Raw genomic sequence first — 22,976 nt, 5'->3', positions numbered from 1 at the left:
AAGATGTAAATGAGAAAAATACTAGAAACCGAAAGATTGTCTCTGCGCGAATTTAATTTAGAAGATTCTGACTTTGTTTTAAAATTAATGAATTCTCCAAAGTTTATAGAATTTATTGGAGACAGAAATGTTAGGACAGATGCTGATGCAAAGGAATATTTAAAAAACAACTTAATAAAAAGTTATAAAGAAAATGGTTTTGGTTTATGGGTAGTTGCATTAAAAGAAACTGATGTTTCTATAGGGATGTGTGGATTAGTAAATAGAGAAACACTAGAAGATATCGATATCGGATTTGCAATGCTTCCAGAATATTTAGGGATGGGTTATGGCTACGAAATAAGCAATGCAACAATGAGCTATGCTAAAAACACCTTAGATCTCGACAAAATTGTTGGAATAACAAACCCAAATAATATAGCTTCAATTAAATTGTTAAATAAAATAGGATTACGTTTTGAGAAAACCATAGAATTATCAGAAAAGGATACGGTTTTATTTTTTTCTACCCCTACAGACACTAAAGAAGAAACCGAAATAAGTAAACTTACAACGAGGTTTTTTAGTCTGTTTACTAATGTAGGAGGGAAGATTCCTAATGTTGAAGATATAGAAGACATATTTATTTCTAATGGTATTATAATAAGTAATACCCATGGTGTTCCAGAAATCTATAATATTAATGAGTTTATAACTCCAAGAAAAAAAATGTTGAGTGATGGAACACTTACAGATTTTAGTGAAAGTGAAATTTTACATAAAACAGAAATATATGGAAATATTGCACAACGATTTTGCCTCTACAAAAAATCAGGAAAATTAAACGGTTCATATTTTGAATCTAGGGGAATGAAAACGATTCAATTTATCAAAGTAGGTCTTAATTGGAAAATGTCTTCTGTTGCTTGGAGTGATGAAAAATAGGATGTAATTAGTATTGAGTTTATTAAGGATAAGAAAGTGATATGATAAATGTTAAATTTAACTTTTCTTTATGTTAAATTAGGTAAAAAACCATAATTATACTACTTTTATTCCTCAAACTCAACTAATGCTAACATGAAAAAAAGAATGATCCGCCCGGTTCTACTGGGCCTAGGATTAGTCACCCTATCAGTACTTGTCGTAAACTCTGTAAAGAAAGACAATTTAGAACAAAGTACAAATGAGACTGAAATTACCAATTTACGAAAACAACATGCTTCGTATTTAAAAAACAGCCCCTATAAAGAGACTTTAAAATTAACAAAGTCTGAGAGAAAAGCCAAAGGACTTCCACCAAATAAATATTTTGAACAAATGTGGGAGTTAACTATAAACCCTGCAACAGGTAAAACAGAACCTGAGAAAATCTACGCAGTTCAAAAACAATTAGCAAATACATCAAAAAGAGCTCCGGGAGATGCTCAGAATAATCCTTGGGTAGAGAGAGGTCCCAATGATATTGGAGGACGTACACGAGCTATTTTGTTTGATCCTAATGATGCAAACAATAGAAGAGTTTATGCTGGTGGAGTTAGTGGTGGACTATGGGTTAATAATGATATCACATCTGCCGCTTCACAATGGAGTCGAGTACAGAATGTTCCGGGAAACCTTTCGGTAACTTCAATAACTGTAGATCCTAGAAACTCAAACACATGGTATGTAGGTACAGGAGAGCAATATACAGCAGGAGATGTTGTGGGTAGCGGTGTATACCAATCAACAGATGGAGGAACCACCTGGCAGGCGGTAAATATTCCACCAGCTGGAGGAGGTAATATTAATTTTAATGCATCAAATCTTTTCCTTTCAGGAATTTATTATGTGAATGATATTGTAGCCTGGAATAATACAGCACAGAATCGTACTGAATTATTTGTTGGAGTAGGAGCACATGTATATGGGGATTCTTCTGGACCGGCAAATTGGTTAGGAATCCAGTCTGCGGGAATTTACCGATCAATAGACGGTGGAGCTAACTGGAATAGAGTAGAATCTGCTAATATGCAGTATCAAAGAAATAATGTAAATTATTACTATGTCCCTAATGATTTTGAAGTTGGAGCAAACAACAGATTATGGGTTGGTACAATCAACTCTCCATTAGGAAATGGAGGAGGACGAGTATATAGTTCTGATGATGGTGCGACATGGACAGAAGCTGCAGCTTCACCTCTTAATGATTCTAATAGAGTAGAGTTAGAAGCATCAGAAACCAATGCAAATAAAATATATGCATTAACACAGGGAGTTGCAAGAGATGCAAATGATAAAGTTATAGACCCTGTTCATGTTTATCGTAGTTTGGATGGTTTTGCAACAGCTCCAACTGCTACTGCATTACCTAATGATGTAGATAATGGCATTCCTGCAAAAGATTTTACCAGAGGACAGGCTTTTTATGATTTAATGATAGAATCAGATCCTAATAACGATGATATCGTATACGTCGGAGGAATTGATCTTTTTCGATCTACAAATAGTGGTAATGCATGGAGCCAGATTTCTAAATGGTCTAACAATAATAATTTAGCTGGATTAGGAGCTTCTATTGTGCATGCAGATCAACATGCAATGGCATTCAGACCAGGAAATTCAAACCAAGCAATTTTTGGTAATGATGGAGGGATATTCTATGCAAATAGTTTATCTACTGCAGCTAATAATAATGTGTTTGGAGCAAGAAATAATAATTATAATGTAACACAATACGTAAAAGCTGGTATAGGTCCGAATGGAGTAGGTGATATTAATGGAATTTTCTCTGCTGGAGCTCAGGATAATGGATCTCAGGCATTTAGAAATGTAGCGCCAGGGATAAATGGATCCGAACCATTAACAGGTGGAGATGGATTTTATACTTTTGTTGATAAGGATGGTCAATATATGATAGCCACCTATGTTCGTAATGTTATTTATAGATTTAATTTACCGTGGGATGGACGTAGTAGAATCCAAGGAGGAGCAACTACTCTTGTAGATGATGATTCTTCAGGAGATTTTGTAAATCAAATGGGATATGATAGTGATGCAAATTTCCTTTTGTCAAATAACACACATAGAGTTAATAATAATACAGTTTACTCTATAAAAACAATAGATGTTGCAAGAGATAGAAATGCAGATATTACAAATGCATTATTGACTAGTAAACCTACTGCTTTTATAGCTTCTTCTTTTGCTAACAATACATGGTATGTAGGTACAGCTTCTGGAGGCTTATTAAGATTAACAAATGTTGGTTTAGGAGCAGCTAATTGGGCAGAAATAAATACACCTTTTGTTGGATCTGTTTCCTCTGTTAGATTAGGAGCAACAGCAAATGATATCATGGTAACTATTCATAATTATGGAGTTACAAGTATATGGTACTCGTCTGATGCTGGAGTGAATTGGTCAAGTAAAGAAGGAGATCTTCCTGATATCCCCGTTAGAGATATTTTACAAAACCCATTAGATAGAACAGAAGTTATTGTAGGAACACAACTTGGAGTATGGGTTACTACTAATTTTGATGCAGCAAATCCAAATTGGATTCGATCACAAAACGGAATGAGTGATGCTAGTGTAACTTCTTTTGATTATTGGGAAGTAAATGGAGATCAAAATAATAATAAAATTATAGCTTCTACCTATGGACGAGGAGTGTTTACAGGTTCATTCACAGCAAATGGAGCACAGGATAACGAAGCACCAACTGCACCAACAAACCTTGTTGCCTCAAATATTACACAGACAACTATAGATTTGGGATGGACAGCATCTAATGATAATGTTGGAGTTACAGAATATGATGTATATCAGGATGGAGTTGTTATAGCAACTATAAATGCTACAAATAGAACAGTCACCGGTTTAACAGCAAATACTTCTTATGCGTTTAAAGTAAGAGCTAAAGATGCTGCAGGCAATGTATCTGCCGATAGTAATATAATTAATACTACAACAAGTGCTGCTGCGGCCGATCCTTGTAATGGAGGAGCAACATTAACAGCAAATTCAGGCAATTTTGAAGATGGTAGTGGTGCACAAAATTATGCGAATAACCGAAATTGTACATGGTTAATAAAACCAGGAAATGGAGGTACAGTAACACTAAACTTTGATAGTTACAATACAGAATCTAATTATGATTTTGTTACCGTATATGATGGAGAAAATGCTAACGCAACGCAATTAGGTAGATTCTCTGGAGCAGCAGTACCAAATCAAATAGTTTCTACAGGTAATGCAATGTTTGTTCGATTTACATCCGATGGATCAGTTACTGCAACTGGATGGGCAGCTAGATATACTTCTACAGTTCAGGGAGTACCAACTTGTAATGATGGTATTCAAAACGGAAATGAAACCGGAGTAGATTGTGGAGGAGATTGCGCACCTTGTAATGTTGTAGACCCTGGTTGTGCAAACGGTATTAGTGCTTTTCCTTATAACGAAGGATTTGAAGCAAGTTTAGGAGGTTGGACTCAAGGTGCTGGGGATGATTTTGATTGGACTCGTCAATCAGGAGGAACACGTTCTAGAGATACAGGACCATCTGGAGCACAAGAAGGTAGTCAGTATGTGTATGTTGAAACTTCTGTTCCAAACAGTCCTAATAAAACAACAATCCTTAACTCTCCATGTTTTAACTTGAATGGAGTAAATTCACCAAGTTTTGCATTTAGATATCATATGCTAGGAAATGCAGTAGGAGAACTTAAATTAGAAATAAGTGATGATGACGGAGCAAACTGGGCATCGATTTGGAGTAAAACAGGTGCTCAAGGTAATGTATGGAATAATGCTAATGTTGATTTAAATACTTATGTTGGAAGATCAATAAAAATACGTTTTGTGGGTACCTCAGGAAATTCTTGGCAAGGAGATATGGCAGTAGATAATATCTCATTAACTACCTCAAACGCAGGAGCTGTTGCTGATAGATCGACAGGAGGCTTAACTGATTTGACACTTAATAACCAGGAGAGTAAAGTTTTTGATGTAAGTTTTTATCCTAATCCGGTAGAAGGTATTATGTATATTAATGCAACTAAGACGACATCTTTAGTCAATTATAGAATAATGAATATCACTGGTCAAATTGTTAATCAGGGAGTTATTCAAAATAATAGTATTGATCTACAGAACTTAACCAAAGGAGTATATATTCTGGAGTTAAAGTCAGAAAAAAATAAGACGATCAAACAATTTATAAAAAAATAATAATTTTTATAACAGTGATTTGTTTAGGAGGCTGTCTGAAAAGGCAGTCTCCTTTTTTTGAATAAGTTGTATATCTTGACTTTAATTTTATATGTAAAAAAAAGCCTCCATAATATACATTATGAAGGCCTTACGTAAATAGTAAAATGGTTAGTGGTTACTACTTATTTTTAAGTTTTTCAGCTTGTTTTGTCCATTTATCTCTTTCAATCCTACCAGGAAAGAATTGAATAAGTGCTGTTACTGTATCTATATCTTCTGCGGTAAATTTACTAATTTGATCAAAAGTATAGATACCAATACTGTTTAATTTTTCTTCAATAAAAGGACCGACACCGCTAATTAGCTTTAAATCATCCTTTTGAGAGGCATCTGCTTTACCAAAACTTTCAAAATTTAATGTAGGCATTTCTCCGCCATTTGTAACAGCTACTCCTCCATGATCCCGTGTCTTAACTGCTTTAATCCCATTTTCGGGATTAGAAAATGTCGAATTTGCCTTTTCGTTAGTTGCATTTTTAAGCATGGCATTTTCTCTTTCACACTCATCCAATGCTTTTTTATATTTTTTTTTGAGCGCTCTTTTTGCTAAAAACCTTCCTAGTAAAAATGCCAGGAACAATAGCAATAATAAGCACCACCAATTTGCTTCGTTTAAAAAATCTAACATAGTTGTAATATTTTTAGTTTACGGTTATTTCTATTCTTCTGTTTTTTGCTCTGTTTTCCTCGCTATCATTTGGAACGATAGGACTTGATTCTCCTTTGGATATGGCTATGATTTTATCTTTGGCTATACCTTGCGAAATAAGATATTCCCTTACATTATCTGCCCTTTGTTGTCCAAACCAGAGGTTTGCTTCTTCCTCACCAACATTATCTGTATGTCCGGTAATTACAACTGACTTGTCGGGATATTTATTGATGTAATTTTTGAGCTCTAGTGCATAATTAGATAAAGTAGCATCTGGTTGAAATGTTTTTTGAGCAAAATTAGAATGTAATGTTCTGGTGGCTATACTTTTTTCTACTTCAGCCAATCTGGCTTCATTTAATGTCATAAAATTCAATAGTATTCCACCTGTATAGTTACCATCATCAGAATAAGTGTAATTATTCAATTGCGTTTTGGTAACAATACGATCTGTATTAATTCCAGTCTTAACCAAAATATCTTTAATAAAGTTAGCTCTAGAGATACCCAATTGCGTACTATCACTATTTTCAGAAGAATTCTCATAACCATAAACGATGAGTTCCTGATCTTGATGTTGTCCCAAATAATCAGCTACTTGTTGACTAAACCCTTTTAGAGGATCAGGAATAAATACATCTCCGTTAGTATTATTAATTTTTAAATTTTCAACATATCTAAATACATCTTGCCCATGAGGGCCTTTGGCAAATAATCCAACAGTTCTATTTGCTGCTGCAATGCTATCTTCATATGCTTTTTTAGCTAATGCTTCTGATTCTGGATCAGGTTTTTGTTCTACCACAGGTATACTTTTATTAGTGCTTTTTGTACACCAATCACAAGAGTAATACCACCATATTGCCAGCCAGGCAAAAAGTAGAAAAATAAGAAAAGAGGAAAGATTTTTCATGTGTTGTTGATTAGTATTGGTTTCTTAAAGTTATAAAAATGTTTATAATCAACCTATTGCAGACTTTAAATTCTATGGATTTAATCATAGAAAAAAGATGAATCGCAAAAAAATAAGTTGAAATGCGTTTGAGTAAAAATATTTTTTATAAATTCGCAGAGTATTTAGAAAAAAACAATGAATAATATATTTGTACATCATCATCATTCTTACATTTTCGCTCAGGCGTGGTAGGTATGATATGTGTATAACACAATAATATGAAAACCCGTTTGAGTAATTCAAACGGGTTTTTTGTTTCTGCAAAACTCGTTTTTGAATGGCTCAAGCACAACAACAAAAAAATGTCAAAAATTAAAATTGCAATTCAAAAAAGTGGGCGTCTTAACGAAGATTCAGTAAAAATACTGAAAGACTGTGGTATCTCTATTGATAATGGTAAAGATCAACTAAAAGCTCAAACTCGTAATTTTCCTATGGAAGTTATGTTTTTACGAAATGGAGATATACCTCAATACCTTAGAGATGGTATTGTTGATATTGCTATTATAGGAGAGAATGTACTTATAGAAAAAGGAAAAGATATTTCGATTACAGAACGACTCAATTTTTCTAAATGTAAAGTTTCTCTGGCGGTTCCAAAAGATTTTGAATATAATTCCATTAAAGATCTTGATGGAAAAAGAATTGCTACATCATACCCAAATACAGTTAGCGAATATTTGGATAAACAAGGGATTTCTGCAGAATTACACCAAATATCGGGATCTGTAGAGATCGCACCGAATATTGGTTTGGCAGATGCAATTTGTGATATTGTATCCAGCGGTAGTACATTATTTAAAAATAATCTTAAGGAAGTAGAAGTAATGCTCACTTCTGAAGCTGTACTGGCAGTGTCTCCAAAAATTTCAAACGATAATAAAAGACTTCTTGAGAAATTACAATTTAGAATCAAAGCTGTTTTAAAAGCCAGGAATTCTAAATATGTCTTACTTAATGCTCCCAACCACAAAATTAAAGATATCGTTAAGATACTACCTGGTATGCGAAGTCCTACAGTATTACCATTGGCAGAAAAAGGATGGAGTTCTATTCATACCGTTGTAGAGAAAAATAAATTTTGGGATATTCTTGATGAGTTAAAAGCAGAAGGAGCAGAAGGAATTTTGGTTTGCCCAATTGAAAAAATGGTTTTATAAATAACTTAATGTGTTTCTGTAAAGACAGAAATTAAGAAGAGATGCAAAAAATATACAATCCAAATAAAAATAATTGGCCAGAAATATTGAAAAGACCAACGCAAACTGTGGCTGATATTGAAGAAAAAGTAATTACTGTTTTTAAAGAAGTCAAAGCAGAGGGTGATCAGGCGATACAACGATATACTAAGAAATTTGATAAGGTAGATATTGATACTATCCTTGTGGATTCTGAAGAGATAAAAGAAGCAAAAAGGCAAGTAAATCGGGATTTAAAAGATGCAATTCGATTAGCTAAATCTAATATAGAAAAGTTTCATGCGGCACAGAAAACGGATAAAGTTTCTATAGAAACAACAAGCGGAGTTAAATGCTGGCAAGAGAAAAGACCAATCCAAAAAGTAGGACTATATATTCCAGGAGGAACAGCTCCTTTGTTTTCTACGATTTTAATGCTAACTGTTCCCGCTAATCTTGCGGGATGCAAAGAAATAGTATTGTGCTCACCTCCAAATAAGGAAGGGAAAATACATCCAGCTATTTTGTATGCAGCCGATCTTTGCGGAGTAACGAAAATATGTAAAGTAGGAGGAATTCAAGCTATTGCAGGAATGACTTTTGGTACAGAAACTATTCCATCTGTATATAAAATATTCGGCCCGGGTAATCAATTTGTAACAGTAGCAAAACAACTGGCAACGAAGTTTGATGTCGCTATAGATATGCCGGCTGGACCAAGTGAATTACTCGTGGTTGCAGATAATACTGCTAATGCATCGTTTGTTGCTTCTGATTTGTTAAGCCAGGCAGAACATGGCAAAGACAGCCAGGTAATTTTGGTGTCTACTTCCAAAGAAATAATGGATAAAGTAGAAGAAGAGGTTATCAAACAATTAGCAATTTTACCTAGAAAAGAAATTGCAGAAGGAGCAATATCCAATTCTAAATTAATTTGTGTCGAAGATGATCAGGAAGCTATAGAATTAATCAATGAGTATGGCCCAGAACATTTTATAGTATGTGTGAAAAATGAAGAATTTTATATTGATAATATAACTAATGCAGGTTCTGTGTTTATTGGTAATTATACACCAGAAAGTGCAGGTGATTATGCTTCGGGAACAAATCATACATTACCTACCAACGGGTATGCAAAACAATATAGTGGTGTAAATCTGGACAGCTTTATGAAATCAATGACATTTCAGAAAATATCAAAACAAGGTATCCAGAACATAGGCAAAGCAATTGAACTTATGGCTGAAGCAGAAGGCTTACACGCACATAAAAATGCAGTAACATTACGACTAGAGAGTTTAAAATAGTTGGTCGCTACCAGTAGTCAGAAATCATCAATGATGCTTTAACCAACAACAATAAACTAAAAATGAAGAAAACACAATTTAATATAAAGCAATTAGTTCGCAAGAATATACTACATCTAAAACCGTATAGTTCGGCAAGAGATGAGTTTACAGATTTTGATCAGGATATGGTTTTTTTGGACGCCAATGAAAATCCTTATGAAAACGGAGTTAATAGATATCCTGATCCACAACAGAAAAGTTTAAAAAAGATAATAGCAAGCCAAAGAAAAGTTTCAGAAACTAATATACTTCTGGGTAATGGTAGCGATGAAGTATTAGATCTAATATTTAGAGCATTTTGCGAACCAGGTATCGACAATATTATTACAATGCCCCCTACATATGGGATGTATAAAGTATTGGCAAATATCAATAATGTAGAAGAACAGCAAGTATGGTTAGGAGAAAATTTTCAACCTGATGTTGAAGCGATACTCGCAGCTGAGAATAGTGATTCTAAATTACTTTTTATTTGTTCTCCTAATAATCCTTCGGGAAATTTAATTGAACAAAAACGAATAGAGGAACTTCTTGATCGTTTTAGTGGATTGGTAATTATTGATGAAGCTTATATCGATTTTACCGATAGAAAAAGTTGGGTGGATGGGATACTCAGATACCCAAACCTTATAGTGACACAGACTCTATCCAAAGCTTACGGCTTGGCAGGTATACGATTAGGGATTTGTTATGCTTCGGAAGAAATAATAGATGTTTTAAACAAAATAAAACCTCCTTATAATGTGAACGAACTAACACAACAGCGAGCACTGCAAAGGGTTATTGAAGAAGATCAAATTAAAGATGAAGTGTCTGCTATAATAAAGGGGCGCATTCAATTAGAAGAAGCTTTATCTACCATAAATTTTGTAGAGAAAATATTTAAAAGTGACGCTAATTTTATTTTGGTAAGAGTAGATGATGCCAATAAACGATACGATCAGTTAATTAAGGAAGGTATTGTGGTTCGCAATAGAAGTACACAACCTTTGTGCGAAAATACACTCCGGTTTACAGTTGGTACCAAAGAAGAAAATGAAAAACTAATACAGGTACTTATGTCAATTTCGAAATCGTGAACTCATTTCAGAAATTTTTAAATAAAAGTAAAATTAAAGTAGTCAAATAACATATTAGTAATTAAATAAAATACTCTAAACTAAACTTAGAGACACTAATACATTATGAAAAAGAAAGTATTATTTATAGATCGTGATGGTACGATTATTAAAGAAACTGCAGATGAGCAGATAGACGCATTCGAGAAAATGATATTCTACCCAAAAGCATTTACGTACTTAGGTAAAATTGCTCAGGAGTTAAACTATGAATTGGTAATGATTACCAATCAAGATGGTTTGGGTACCGATGTCTTTCCTGAAGATACATTTTGGCCTGTGCATAATTTTATTATGAAATCTTTTGAAAATGAAGGGGTTGTATTCGATAAAGTATTTCTTGATAGAACCTTTCCTCATGAAAATGCTGATACCAGAAAACCAGGAACAGGCTTATTAACCGAATATTTTTCTGATGAATATGATCTGATAAATTCGTTTGTAATTGGAGATCGTCTAACTGATATGGAATTGGCTAAAAATCTGGGAGCGAAAGGAGTTTTTATTAATGATAATACCAACCTGGGAACAGGAGAGATTACAATAAAAAGAGAGGAGTTAGATACTCATATTGCTCTGGAGAGCAATGACTGGCAAAAAATATATGAATTTCTTAAACTAAAAGATCGAGTTGCCGAAATTTCCCGAAAAACCAATGAAACCGATATTTACATCAAATTAAATCTTGATGGTACCGGTAAAAGCAATATTAGTACAGGATTAGATTTTTTTGATCATATGTTGGACCAAATTGCTCGCCATGGTCAAATGGATTTGGATATAAAAGTAAAAGGAGACTTAGAAGTTGATGAACACCATACTATCGAGGATACAGCGATAGCATTAGGAGAAGTATTTAGTAAAGCTCTGGATAACAAATTGGGAATCGAACGTTATGGCTTTTGTTTACCAATGGATGATTGTTTGGCGCAAGTAGCTATTGATTTTGGAGGTCGTAATTGGCTGGTATGGGAAGCAGAATTTAACCGTGAAATGATAGGTAAAATGCCAACAGAAATGTTTTTTCACTTTTTTAAATCGTTTACCGATGGAGCTAAAGCAAATCTCAATGTAAAAGCAGAAGGTACTAATGAGCATCATAAAATTGAAGCTATTTTTAAAGCTTTTGCCAAAGCTATTAAAGTTGCAGTAAAACGTGATCCTGATAAAATGGTCTTACCTAGTACTAAAGGAGTGTTATAGTTAATTGCGAATTAAGATTGAAGAATTATCAATTTAAAATTGTACATCTGAAATCATAAATCTAAAATATAAAGTGAAAATTGTAATTATCAATTACGGAGCAGGGAATATCCAATCTATAAAGTTCGCAATACAACGATTAGGGTATGAAGCGATATTAAGTAATGATCCTGAAGAAATCAAAGCAGCAGATAAAATTATCTTCCCTGGAGTAGGAGAAGCTAGTAGTGCAATGCAAAAACTTAGAGATTCTGGATTAGATGGCTTGATTCCAGAACTAGAACAACCGGTTTTAGGAATTTGTCTGGGGATGCAATTAATGTGTAATTATACAGAAGAAGGAAATACTAGAGGATTACAGATTTTTGATGTCGATGTCGTACGATTCAACAATGAAGTAAAAGTACCTCAGATAGGTTGGAACCAGATAGAATCTCTCGATTCACCTTTGTTTGAAGGGATCTTAGAAAAAGAATATATCTATTTAGTACACAGTTATTATGCACCAGTTACAGAAGATACAGTTGCACAAACTCATTATGGGGTAACGTATAGTACAGCTCTGCAGAAAGATAACTTTTATGCAACTCAGTTTCACCCAGAGAAAAGTAGTGTTGTAGGAGAGAAGATATTAGAGAATTTTCTGAAACTGTAACTAACAAGGAACCTTGTAAAAAAAAGTAAAGTAGCATTACTTATGATAACAAAAACTATGAGAATAATACCAGCAATAGATATTATCGAAGGAAAATGTGTTCGTCTTTCTAAGGGAGATTATAACACAAAAAAAATATATAATGAAAACCCATTAGAAGTAGCTAAGGAGTTTGAAGCTCATGGAATCGAATACTTACACTTAGTTGACCTTGATGGAGCAAAATCTAAACATATAGTCAATCATAAAGTTTTAGAACAAATAGCCTCAAGAACAAGCTTGAAAATTGATTTTGGAGGTGGCCTTAAGACCGATGATGATCTTAGAATTGCTTTTGAGAGTGGAGCAAATCAAATTACAGGAGGAAGTATTGCAGTAAAGGACCCCAGCATTTTTACATCCTGGTTACAAAAATTCGGAACAGATAAGATTATTTTAGGAGCAGATGCAAATAATGAAAAGATAGCAGTAAGTGGGTGGCAGGAAGAAAGTGATAAAGAGTTGATTCCATTTATCCAGGAGTATCAGAAAGAAGGGATAACCTATGTGATTTGTACTGATATTAGTAAAGACGGAATGCTCCAAGGGCCTTCATTTGAGCTGTATCATAGGATTCTATCTCAAGCAGATAACCTTAAATTAATAGCATCAGGAGGAATATCTACCTTTGATGAATTACCAAAACTGGCAGAACTTGGTTGTGAAGGAACTATCATTGGAAAAGCGATTTATGAAAACAGAATTAGTCTGAAACAATTAGAAGAATACATCTTATCAAAAGCATAAAAAAATGAATCAAGAGATGGCTAAAGAGCGTACTTAAAAGCAACTTTTTGAAAAATTAAAGTCTATAGTAAATAAGGGATAGTAGCGTACAGAACTCGTATTTGAGTAAAAAAAGAATGATTATGTTAACAAAGAGAATTATACCATGTTTAGATATCAAAAACGGCCGAACCGTAAAAGGAGTCAATTTTGTAGATCTGCGAGATGCGGGTGATCCTGTAGAACTTGCTGATGCATATTCAAAAGCAGGTGCCGATGAATTAGTGTTTTTGGACATCTCTGCAACAGAAGAACGTCGTAAAACATTAGCAGAATTAGTACTTAAAGTAGCAGAAAAAGTAAATATTCCTTTTACCGTAGGGGGAGGGATTTCATCTGTCGAAGATGTAAATGTTTTATTGCAAAATGGAGCCGATAAAGTATCTATAAATTCATCTGCGGTAAAGAATCCACAATTGATTAACGATCTGGCGGGAAAATTCGGATCACAATGCATTACTGTGGCTATAGATGCAAAACAAATCGATGGTAAATGGATAGTACACTTAGTAGGAGGTAAAGTGCCAACAGAATTGGATTTGTTTGATTGGGCAAAAGAAGTAGAAAAACGAGGAGCAGGAGAGATACTATTTACATCTATGGATAATGATGGCACCAAAGATGGATTTGCAAATGAAGCATTATCTATACTATCAAAAGAGTTAAATATTCCTATAATTGCTTCTGGTGGAGCAGGAAACGTTCAACATTTTGTGGATACATTTAAAGAGGGTAGAGCAGATGCAGCATTAGCAGCAAGTGTTTTTCATTTTAAGGAAATAGAAATCAAAAATTTAAAAAAGAAATTACAGGATAATAATATCCCTGTAAGGTTATAAAAAAAGAATCTTTGATAGATCAAAACTAACGATATCAAAATTTTAATATCGTGTTAAACTCATCGAAGTGTTTTAGATTATGGAAATAAACTTCAATAAAAATAGCAACGGACTTATTCCGGCTATCATTCAGGATGCAATGACTAAGAATGTATTAATGCTCGGATATATGAATCAAGAAGCATATAATGCAACAGTAGAAACAAAAAAAGCCACTTTTTTTAGTCGCACCAAAAATAGATTATGGACAAAAGGAGAAGAAAGTGGTAACATTTTGAATGTTGTAGACATAAAGAATGATTGCGATAATGATACCCTTTTGATTACAGTGAATCCTATAGGTCCAACTTGTCATAAAGGATCAGATACCTGTTGGAACGAAGATAATAAACAATCGTATGGTTTTTTGTCTGATCTTGAAGATGTAATTAGAACTCGAAAAGAAAATCAGGAGGATGAGAAATCATATGTGTCATCGTTATTTAGGAAAGGAATTAATAAAGTAGCACAAAAAGTAGGGGAAGAAGCTGTTGAAGTAGTTATAGAGGCAAAAGATGATAATGAAGAATTGTTTTTAAACGAAAGTGCAGACCTGTTATTTCACTATTTGATACTGTTACAGGCAAAAGGGTATGAGTTAAAAGATATTGTAGGAGTTTTAAAATCAAGATCTTAATTTTTAAGATAATTGAAGTAGCAAAACTATTTTATATTGTGATTTTAAAGCAAAAAAATTATATATATATTTGCAACTAAATTTTTCCTACCCTCGTGAAATCTGCATTTTTTGTTGTATGATTTACATCAATATTTTTAGTAAAATATTTTATATGTTGAATATTTATTAAATAAAAACCAATTTTGAAATATACTAGCAAGTTACTATTTCTATTATTTACCATATCCCTAATTACGCAGAGAATACATTCGCAATGTGATCTAGGTCTAATCACCATTGAAAAGTGCGATATGGAAAATATAGACTTCGATGGAGTTGATGGACCTGATGGGATTATCAATATATATACAGAGACAGGCACAACTCCTGCAGATGGAACATGGACTATAGATCCAAAATTTGTTTCAGCATTCGATGCTGCAACGGGTAATTTATTTATGTGGGAATTAAAAAGAGCGACCACAATAGTTACACAAGATGATTATTTTTTCGAATTGAAGAATGGAACTTGCGGAGATGTTCCTGTTAGGACAGCAAAATTAGTTTTGGGTCCATATTCTGGCGTAGCACTTCCTCCATCAGGACCACTTAATGTAAATGCTCAAGGTTGTGATCTTATTGGTTTTGATTTATTTAGTGCGTTTGCATTAGATAAGAATACACCATCTCCACATTTGAATGGGGAATGGACTTACAATGGTTCCAGTAGTAGTTTTATAAGTGTTAATAATGATGGTTTTCTTATGGTTGAAATACCTTACCAGGCTGGAGTGCCTTTAGTGGATCAGGAAGTTTTCGAATTGACATATACTGTTTCTGGTATTGCAGGATGTTCTCCACCACAGCAAACTACCGTTCGAGTAGCAATGGTAAGACAGGTGGATTCGGGATCCTCGGATCGAATAAATATTTGCGAAGATGATTTGTTAGCAGGAGTATATGATGCCGATATAGATTTAACAAATGATCTATATTTATCTGATGAAGATATTGAAGGAATATGGTTGCCAGAACCTACTGGACAAATTAGTAATTCGCAGGATTCGATGGTTAATTTGAGAGCGATTTATGATAACCTTATTGATAATGGTAATAATTTACGTTTTGGAGTAGAAAAGTTTGATTTCGTTTATAGTGTAGAGCAACGTTCTGCGGTGTGTAGTGATAAAACTACGAAAGTTACTTTTGCGTTTTATGAACAACTTAGGCCATTTAACCAACGTAATCCTCCTTTTCAAATATGTAATAATATTCCAGGAGAAATAGATTTATATAATTTGCTAGAATTCACTACAGAAAATGGTATACCATTCGAATATCCTAGTGATAAAAATACAAATTGGCGTTTGGTTTCAGGCTCCTCCGATTTAGGGCTAGCTGTTTTATCACCTACAAACCCAGCAAACCCTTATACACATAGAGGAACTGTAAGTACTTTTGGAGCAGAACCTGGGACTTATATTTTTGAATATGCAGTGAGCCCAAATATTAATAGTGATCCTGATTCTATTTGTGATCCCTATGAGACTAATCCATTAGCCAGCTTTTATTGTGAACACCCTTGTGATGTTATGACTGCCAGAGTAGAAATTCAAATATTTGGATTTGACTATGCCGGAGAAGATACAAAAGATATTAGTTTGTGTGAATCTCAAAGGCAAGTAAATCTTAGAAGCTTATTAAGAACTAACGGTAATACAGTCGTAACTACAGGCGTTTGGACAAATACAGCTGGAGATGTAATTGATAACACATTTGTTTTTCCAAATAGTAATAGCTCACAAACATTTGCATTTACATACACAACAAATACTATAAATGGATGTGTTGATAGTGCAGATTTAACATTTACAGTTAACAAATTACCTAATGCAGGAGAGGATGCAAGTAGAACACTCTGCTCAGACGATTTAACGATCACACTTTTTGATCTTTTAGGAGGAAACCCAGCTACAACGGGAACTTGGGCGGGGCCTTTTGGATATACTTCACCAGATCATTTAGGTGTTTTTGATTCTAGTAATGTTTTGCTGCCGGTTTTGGGAGCAGGAGATTATATATATGTGGTACCTGGTAATCCAGGGTGTTCTACACCAGATCAATCTACAGTAACTATTACCATTGTCGAACCGGTAGAAATTGGTAATGATCGAAGTGAAACGTTCTGTAAAATAGATGGTAGGGTAAGTTTGTATTCACTTTTAGACAGAGATACCCCACGTACTGGAGTTTTTGAAGATACCGATAATACGGGTGCGTTAAGTGCAGATGGAGTAGTAGAGTTCGAGACATTAACAAACAATATTTATAATTTTAGATATGTAATAGCAAATACGTTACCCTGTGATCAATCTTCTTTAAATGTAGCAATACAAATCATAGATTTACCAATTCCTAACGTACCCCCTCAGGAATTTTGTATTCTTGATGCCTCCAGATTAGAAGATATTGAAGTTGATGTTCTAAACTATAACTGGTATGCCACATTAGAAAGTGAAATTCCTATTATTGATAATCCTTTACTTTTTGATAACCAGGTATATTATATTGCTGCGATTGATGCAAATAATTGTGAATCCGAACGTCTTGAAGTTTTGATAAATATATTAAATACCGGGGAGAGGTTTGCAAATGGAGAATTATGTACTCTTGATTTTCAGGATGGAGTATCACCAAACGGTGATAGTCAGAATGATACTTTTGATTTGTTGATAGAAGAGGTATATAATATCCCAGAAGCATTTCCGGATTTTGATTTAAAAATATACAATAGATACGGTAGCCTTGTCTATGAAGGAAATATTAATACAGAAGAATTTAGAGGAGAAAGCAATGTGTCAGTACAGCTAGGAGATGATCTTCCTTCGGGAACATACTTTTTTGTTTTTGTTCCAAACTTTGAAAATAATTTACCTATACAAGGAAGTTTTTACCTAAGCAGATAAACCAATGAAATTGAAGTTAGTTTTTGTAATGTCAATAATTTTCTGCTCGATGATCTATGCTCAGCAGGAACCACAATATTCTCAATATATGTATAATATGAGTACGGTTAATCCCGCATATGCTACAGGTCAAAATGGATTAATTTCGACCGGGTTGTTATACAGGAGACAATGGACAGGTATTGAAGGAGCCCCACAAACAGCCAATATATTTGCTAATATCCCTATGAGTGAAAAAATTGAGCTTAGTGTAAATTATGTAAACGATAGGATAGGAGATGCTATCCCGGTTAATAATGATTATATAAATGTTGATTTTGCGTATATCACAAGAATTTCTGATCAGACCCGATTGTCATACGGACTAAAAGCAGGTATCAATAATTTTAAAATTGACCCTTCTGGTTCTGATGTAGCTAATGATCCTGCGTTTGCAGATAATACATCTACTACACAATTAAATATTGGAGCAGGCTTGTATTTATTTACTAATAATTTTTACGCAGGTATATCTTCGCCAAATTTACTTCCTAGCGATATAGATATTGATGGTATAGGTGTTGCACAAACAAAAACGCATATATATGGTATAGCAGGTTATGTTTTTGATTTTATAGATGAAGTAAAATTAAAACCTTCAATGGTTATCAAACAGGTTGTAGATTCTCCTTTAACCTTTGACCTTTCTCTAAACTCATTGATTTATGATAAATTCGAATTAGGGGTATCTTATCGATATACGGACTCTTTTATTGCTTTGGCGGGGTTTAATATTACAAAAAACCTAAAAGTTGGATATTCCTATGATTTTAGTGTTAGTGATTTAAGTGGTTATAATAATGGAAGTCATGAAATTGTAATACTATTCAATTTTGATCTTCTTAAGTTTAGTAATAAATATTCCTCTCCAAGATTTTTCTAGATGATAAAAGCTAAGATATTATTGATAATAACTGTACTGATTGCTCAGTTTGCCTTTTCACAACAAAAAAACAGAGCAGATCGTTTTTTTGAAAAAGGAGATTATATAAATGCTGCACTGCAATATGAAGAAGAGTTAAATCAGGAAGGATATACAAAACATATCCTTAAAAATATTACCACATCATACTATAATACTTTTCAATTTAGAAAAGCTTATCGATATCTAAAGATATTAACTTCGGGTAAATTTTATGATAAAGATAAAACGTATCACAATCAGTATAATTTTATGATGTATCAGGTGCTTTCTGCATTAGGAGAATATGAAAAATCTGTAGAATACCTTTCTATATACAAGTCAAACAATACCGTGAGAGATTTTAGTGCCTCTGATGCGATTTCTACAATAGAGGATTTTAAATTAAAAGATGATGATTATGCTATAGCAAGTGCTGATTTTAACTCAGAAGCTTCTGAGTTTGGAGCTATTAAAAGAGATAGTATTCTTTATTTCACTACGGATAGACGCCCTTATAGTCCTTTGGATAAAAACTATAGATGGACACATCGCCCGTTTTTGGATATTTATAAAGTAAAAGTGGATCAGAATAATAAACCTGTTTCTGAAATTGAAACTATTTCAAAAGAAATTAATTCAAAACTTCATGAAGGGAATTTTTGTTTTACTGCCGACGGCAATACAATCTACTTGTCTAAAAGTAATTCTGAAAAAGGAAAAAAGAAATTTGATAGTATTAATAATAACGCTATTCATTTATATAAGGCCATTAAGATTGATGGTAAGTGGGGTAAACCTGAGAAATTAGAATTTAATGATGTAAACTACTCTGTTGAGCATCCATCATTAAATGCAAATGGAGATATGTTATATTTTAGTTCAAATATGCCTGGAGGATATGGAGATTTTGATATTTATTTTGTTGCTGTAAATCAAGATGGTACATATGGGAAACCAACTAATTTGGGACCAACGATTAACACCGAAAATCGAGAGCAGTTTCCATTTATTTCAGAAAAGGGTCATTTGTTTTTTTCTTCAAATGGACATTTAGGGTTGGGTATGATGGATATATTTGTTTCAGAACTACGAAGAGAAAAACTAATCAGACCCGTTAATCTAGGAGCACCAATTAACTCTAGCTACGATGATTTTTCTATAACTTATTATAACGAGACAGATGGTTTTTTTGCATCAAACCGAAAAAAAGCAGGAGATGATATTTATACCTTTTCTCAGATTGGAGATATTTTTCCGCGCGAATATAGAACACGTTTTGAAGTCCGGGATTTTGCAACCGATAATTATATTGCCAATTCAGATGTTGTTTTGTATAATAACGATAACGTAAAGGTGTATGAGAGTCAATTAGATTCTATTGCAGCTTTTGATCTAAAGGTATTTCCTGGGAGATATAACTTTAAAGCTTCTGCAAATAAGTATAAAACCAGAACCCAACCATTGATGGTTAAGGAGAGAGATGAAGAAACCTACGTTATTTATTTGGATAGAGAAAAGGATATTGCAGTAACAGATGATGAAAACAGAATACAATCCAGTGACAGTACTAATATCAATGAGCGTACTAGAACTAGTGAATCTAATACAGAGCGTAAAAAAGAAGAAATAACCAAAACAAGACTAAGAGAAATCCTTCTAGCCGATAAAGATGGTCCGCCGGTTATAGAAAAGAATGGAAAACTCTATTTTGATATGCCGCCAATTTATTTTGATTATGATAAATGGAATATTAGAGCTGATTCTAAAAAAGTGCTGGATAAACTTGCCGCAAAATTAGAACGATATAAGACGGTTTATATTAATATAAGTTCCCATACAGATAGTAGGGGTACAGAATCATATAATCAGGTTTTATCAGCAAAAAGAGCTGAATCTACACGTAATTACCTCGCTTTGGTAGGGTATGTTAATGCAAGGAGAATGCAGTTTGTTGGATTTGGTGAATCACAACCTCTAATTGACTGTGATAGTAAAGTATGTACAGAAGAAGATCATCAAACCAATAGGAGGAGTGAATTCGAAATTATTAAGTATTAATAATTTATTGAAACGTATTATAATCTTTTGTTTTCTAATAAATTAAATTGTACTTTTGCACTCCTTTTTAGCGAATAAGAGGATTAAAAAGGACATAGTTTAATTTAATTAATACTTCTGTATAATTTTCGTCTTGATTCTCAATAATATACAGGATACAAATTTTATCTTCAATGTCTGAAGAAACAAAAAACACAGACGTTCAGGAAGTAGAGAAGAAAGCAGTAGCTGAAACTCCACAACAAGCAAACCCTGAACAATTCCTAAAAGATTTTAACTGGCATAACTACGAAGAAGGGATAGATCCTATCGCTGATTCAAAACTTGAAGAGTTTGAAAAGTTAGTTGCCGAGAATTTTGTGGATACCCTAAACGATGAGGTAGTAGACGGAACAGTAATTAACATCACTGATCGTGATGCTATTATTGATATCAATGCCAAAAGTGAAGGTGTTATCTCACTAAATGAATTTCGTTATAACCCAGATCTTAAAGTAGGAGACAAGGTAGAGGTTTTAATTGATGTGCGTGAAGATGCAACAGGTCAATTAATCTTATCTCACCGTAAAGCTCGTGTGATTAAAGCATGGGATAGAGTAAATAGTGCTCATGATACAGGTGAAATCGTAAATGGTTTTGTGAAATGTAGAACCAAAGGAGGTATGATCGTAGATGTATTTGGTATTGAAGCTTTCTTACCAGGTTCTCAAATCGATGTGAAACCAATTCGTGATTATGATGCGTATGTAGGAAAAACAATGGAATTTAAAGTGGTGAAAATAAACCACGAATTCAAAAACGTTGTTGTATCTCATAAAGCGCTTATCGAAGCAGATATCGAAGAGCAGAAAAAAGAAATTATTGGTCAATTAGAAAAAGGTCAAGTATTAGAAGGTACTGTTAAGAATGTTACTTCTTATGGTGTATTTGTTGATCTTGGAGGAGTTGATGGATTAGTTCATATTACAGATCTTTCTTGGTCTAGAATCAACCATCCAAATGAGATCGTTGAACTTGATCAGAAGTTGAATGTAGTTATCTTAGACTTTGATGAGGCTAAGACTCGTATTCAATTAGGTCTTAAGCAATTAAAACCACACCCATGGGAAGCTCTTGATAAAGAACTTAAAGTAGGTGATAAAGTTAAAGGTAAAGTTGTTGTAATTGCTGATTACGGTGCTTTTATTGAAGTTGAAGAAGGAGTAGAAGGATTAATTCACGTATCTGAAATGTCTTGGTCTACACATTTACGTTCTGCACAAGATTTCGTAAAAGTAGGTGATCAGGTAGAAGCAGTAATTCTTACCTTGGATAGAGAAGAACGTAAGATGTCTCTTGGTATCAAGCAATTGACTCCAGATCCATGGACTGATATTACAACTAAATATCCTGTTGGATCTAAGCATAATGGTATTGTTCGTAACTTCACTAATTTTGGTGTATTCGTAGAATTAGAAGAAGGTATTGATGGTTTAATTTATATCTCAGATCTTTCATGGACTAAGAAAATCAAACACCCATCAGACTTTACTAATGTAAGTGATAAACTTGATGTGATTGTTCTTGAACTAGATGTAGAAGGACGTAAGTTAAGTCTTGGTCATAAGCAAACAGAAGATAATCCTTGGGATAAATATGAAGGTGAATTTGCTTTAGGAACTAAGCATACTGCAACAATCGGTGAAATCGTAGACAAAGGTGCTACTATAGATTTCAATGAAGATGTAGTTGCTTTTGTACCATCTCGTCATCTTGAAAAAGAAGATGGAAGCAAACTTAAGAAAGGTGATGAAGCAGAATTCCAAATTATTGAGTTCAATAAAGAATTCAAGAGAGTGGTTGCTTCTCATACAGCTTTATTCAAAGAAGAAGAAGCTAAGATCGTTAAACAAGCTGCGAAGAAAGCTGCTACAGGTTCAGCAGAAAAAACAACGCTTGGTGATATCGATGCTTTAGCAGATCTTAAAGCTAAAATGGAAAAAGGAGGGAACTAGTTTCTCAACATTTTTTAATATAGCAAAGGCCGTTCTTATGAACGGCCTTTTGTTTTTATAAATACACTGGATACAGTGTTGTTTTTACTTTCCCCTACTTTGAGTTTATTCTGCTCAAAATTAGAACTCTATTTTATTAGCATACCTCGTGACCATGATTATAACTGGGTTTTTTGACATGTTCTCTGATGAAAAATGACTTGATTTGTAATCATAATACAATGATATAACTATGTGATAATGTGTTGGCTTGACTGAATTGTAAAGTTTTACATCCCTGAAAAATGGGAGGCTATTTTCACTAATAGTAGTATAGTATACAGAGTGAAGCTTCCTGATATTTGCATT

16 protein-coding genes are annotated in these 22,976 nt (G+C 33.6%); 14 read left to right on the top strand and 2 right to left on the bottom strand.

What is annotated here, in order from left to right:
- Nucleotides 1-9: 9 nt before the first annotated feature.
- Both DG435_RS02785 and DG435_RS02780 read left to right on the top strand, forming a co-directional pair.
- A complete protein-coding gene (locus tag DG435_RS02785; RefSeq protein ID WP_106794593.1) occupies nt 10-924 on the top strand; it encodes a GNAT family N-acetyltransferase in 915 nt (304 codons plus the stop codon).
- Between the two features lie 135 nt (nt 925-1,059).
- Complete coding sequence (locus DG435_RS02780) at nt 1,060-5,193, top strand: CUB domain-containing protein (protein ID WP_106794594.1); 4,134 nt, start codon at nt 1,060-1,062, stop codon at nt 5,191-5,193.
- A gap of 160 nt (nt 5,194-5,353) precedes the next feature.
- Here DG435_RS02780 and DG435_RS02775 read toward each other — a convergent pair whose 3' ends face one another.
- Nucleotides 5,354-5,863 (bottom strand): hypothetical protein, encoded by a 510-nt coding sequence (locus DG435_RS02775; protein ID WP_106794595.1) that lies wholly within the window; start codon nt 5,861-5,863, stop codon nt 5,354-5,356.
- A 13-nt stretch (nt 5,864-5,876) separates the two neighbouring features.
- Entirely contained in the window at nt 5,877-6,800 is a 924-nt protein-coding gene (locus DG435_RS02770) for an OmpA family protein (protein ID WP_106794596.1), read from the bottom strand.
- A 344-nt stretch (nt 6,801-7,144) separates the two neighbouring features.
- On the opposite strand from DG435_RS02770, the gene hisG reads away from it, so the two are divergent.
- The 12 genes from hisG (at nt 7,145) to rpsA (ending at nt 22,628) form a co-directional block, all read left to right on the top strand.
- Complete coding sequence (gene hisG, locus DG435_RS02765; protein ID WP_106794597.1) at nt 7,145-8,002, top strand: ATP phosphoribosyltransferase; 858 nt, start codon at nt 7,145-7,147, stop codon at nt 8,000-8,002.
- Between the two features lie 41 nt (nt 8,003-8,043).
- Complete coding sequence (hisD, locus tag DG435_RS02760; protein WP_106794598.1) at nt 8,044-9,327, top strand: histidinol dehydrogenase; 1,284 nt, start codon at nt 8,044-8,046, stop codon at nt 9,325-9,327.
- A 62-nt stretch (nt 9,328-9,389) separates the two neighbouring features.
- Nucleotides 9,390-10,448 (top strand): histidinol-phosphate transaminase, encoded by a 1,059-nt coding sequence (gene hisC / locus DG435_RS02755; protein WP_106794599.1) that lies wholly within the window; start codon nt 9,390-9,392, stop codon nt 10,446-10,448.
- A gap of 105 nt (nt 10,449-10,553) precedes the next feature.
- Nucleotides 10,554-11,690: a bifunctional histidinol-phosphatase/imidazoleglycerol-phosphate dehydratase HisB gene (gene hisB / locus DG435_RS02750; protein WP_106794600.1), complete on the top strand. Its 1,137-nt coding sequence runs from the start codon at nt 10,554-10,556 to the stop codon at nt 11,688-11,690.
- Between the two features lie 73 nt (nt 11,691-11,763).
- On the top strand, nt 11,764-12,345 hold the full coding sequence (gene hisH, locus DG435_RS02745; protein WP_106794601.1) for an imidazole glycerol phosphate synthase subunit HisH: 582 nt from the start codon (nt 11,764-11,766) through the stop codon (nt 12,343-12,345).
- Nucleotides 12,346-12,402: 57 nt separating this feature from the next.
- The gene (gene hisA / locus DG435_RS02740; protein WP_106794602.1) at nt 12,403-13,131 is read left to right on the top strand and encodes a 1-(5-phosphoribosyl)-5-[(5-phosphoribosylamino)methylideneamino]imidazole-4-carboxamide isomerase; all 729 of its coding nucleotides are present in this window, start codon (nt 12,403-12,405) and stop codon (nt 13,129-13,131) included.
- Nucleotides 13,132-13,253: 122 nt separating this feature from the next.
- Complete coding sequence (gene hisF / locus DG435_RS02735) at nt 13,254-14,009, top strand: imidazole glycerol phosphate synthase subunit HisF (protein WP_106794603.1); 756 nt, start codon at nt 13,254-13,256, stop codon at nt 14,007-14,009.
- Nucleotides 14,010-14,088: 79 nt separating this feature from the next.
- Nucleotides 14,089-14,685 carry a bifunctional phosphoribosyl-AMP cyclohydrolase/phosphoribosyl-ATP diphosphatase HisIE gene (gene hisIE, locus DG435_RS02730; RefSeq protein WP_106794604.1) on the top strand — a complete coding sequence of 199 codons (597 nt, stop codon included), beginning with the start codon at nt 14,089-14,091 and terminating at the stop codon, nt 14,683-14,685.
- Nucleotides 14,686-14,978: 293 nt separating this feature from the next.
- Entirely contained in the window at nt 14,979-17,633 is a 2,655-nt protein-coding gene (locus tag DG435_RS02725; protein ID WP_106794605.1) for a gliding motility-associated C-terminal domain-containing protein, read from the top strand.
- Nucleotides 17,634-17,637: 4 nt separating this feature from the next.
- Nucleotides 17,638-18,555 (top strand): type IX secretion system membrane protein PorP/SprF, encoded by a 918-nt coding sequence (locus tag DG435_RS02720; protein WP_106794606.1) that lies wholly within the window; start codon nt 17,638-17,640, stop codon nt 18,553-18,555.
- The gene (locus DG435_RS02715) at nt 18,556-20,634 is read left to right on the top strand and encodes an OmpA family protein (protein ID WP_106794607.1); all 2,079 of its coding nucleotides are present in this window, start codon (nt 18,556-18,558) and stop codon (nt 20,632-20,634) included.
- 173 nt (nt 20,635-20,807) lie between these two features.
- Complete coding sequence (gene rpsA, locus DG435_RS02710; RefSeq protein ID WP_024769328.1) at nt 20,808-22,628, top strand: 30S ribosomal protein S1; 1,821 nt, start codon at nt 20,808-20,810, stop codon at nt 22,626-22,628.
- Nucleotides 22,629-22,976 lie beyond the last annotated feature (348 nt).

The organism is Aquimarina sp. Aq78, assembly GCF_900299525.1.
Taxonomy (GTDB): Bacteria; Bacteroidota; Bacteroidia; order Flavobacteriales; family Flavobacteriaceae; genus Aquimarina.
Note: the sequence above shows the minus strand (reverse complement) of the source record. Positions and strands in the feature narration are given on the sequence as shown.

Coding starts and splice junctions, on each gene's coding strand:
- DG435_RS02785 (WP_106794593.1), top strand. CDS start 10: ATGAGAAAAATACTAGAAACCGAAAGATTGTCTCTGCGCGAATTTAAT.
- DG435_RS02780 (WP_106794594.1), top strand. CDS start 1,060: ATGAAAAAAAGAATGATCCGCCCGGTTCTACTGGGCCTAGGATTAGTC.
- DG435_RS02775 (WP_106794595.1), bottom strand. CDS start 5,863: ATGTTAGATTTTTTAAACGAAGCAAATTGGTGGTGCTTATTATTGCTA.
- DG435_RS02770 (WP_106794596.1), bottom strand. CDS start 6,800: ATGAAAAATCTTTCCTCTTTTCTTATTTTTCTACTTTTTGCCTGGCTG.
- hisG (WP_106794597.1), top strand. CDS start 7,145: ATGTCAAAAATTAAAATTGCAATTCAAAAAAGTGGGCGTCTTAACGAA.
- hisD (WP_106794598.1), top strand. CDS start 8,044: ATGCAAAAAATATACAATCCAAATAAAAATAATTGGCCAGAAATATTG.
- hisC (WP_106794599.1), top strand. CDS start 9,390: ATGAAGAAAACACAATTTAATATAAAGCAATTAGTTCGCAAGAATATA.
- hisB (WP_106794600.1), top strand. CDS start 10,554: ATGAAAAAGAAAGTATTATTTATAGATCGTGATGGTACGATTATTAAA.
- hisA (WP_106794602.1), top strand. CDS start 12,403: ATGAGAATAATACCAGCAATAGATATTATCGAAGGAAAATGTGTTCGT.
- hisF (WP_106794603.1), top strand. CDS start 13,254: ATGTTAACAAAGAGAATTATACCATGTTTAGATATCAAAAACGGCCGA.
- hisIE (WP_106794604.1), top strand. CDS start 14,089: ATGGAAATAAACTTCAATAAAAATAGCAACGGACTTATTCCGGCTATC.
- DG435_RS02725 (WP_106794605.1), top strand. CDS start 14,979: ATGGAAAATATAGACTTCGATGGAGTTGATGGACCTGATGGGATTATC.
- DG435_RS02720 (WP_106794606.1), top strand. CDS start 17,638: ATGAAATTGAAGTTAGTTTTTGTAATGTCAATAATTTTCTGCTCGATG.
- DG435_RS02715 (WP_106794607.1), top strand. CDS start 18,556: ATGATAAAAGCTAAGATATTATTGATAATAACTGTACTGATTGCTCAG.
- rpsA (WP_024769328.1), top strand. CDS start 20,808: ATGTCTGAAGAAACAAAAAACACAGACGTTCAGGAAGTAGAGAAGAAA.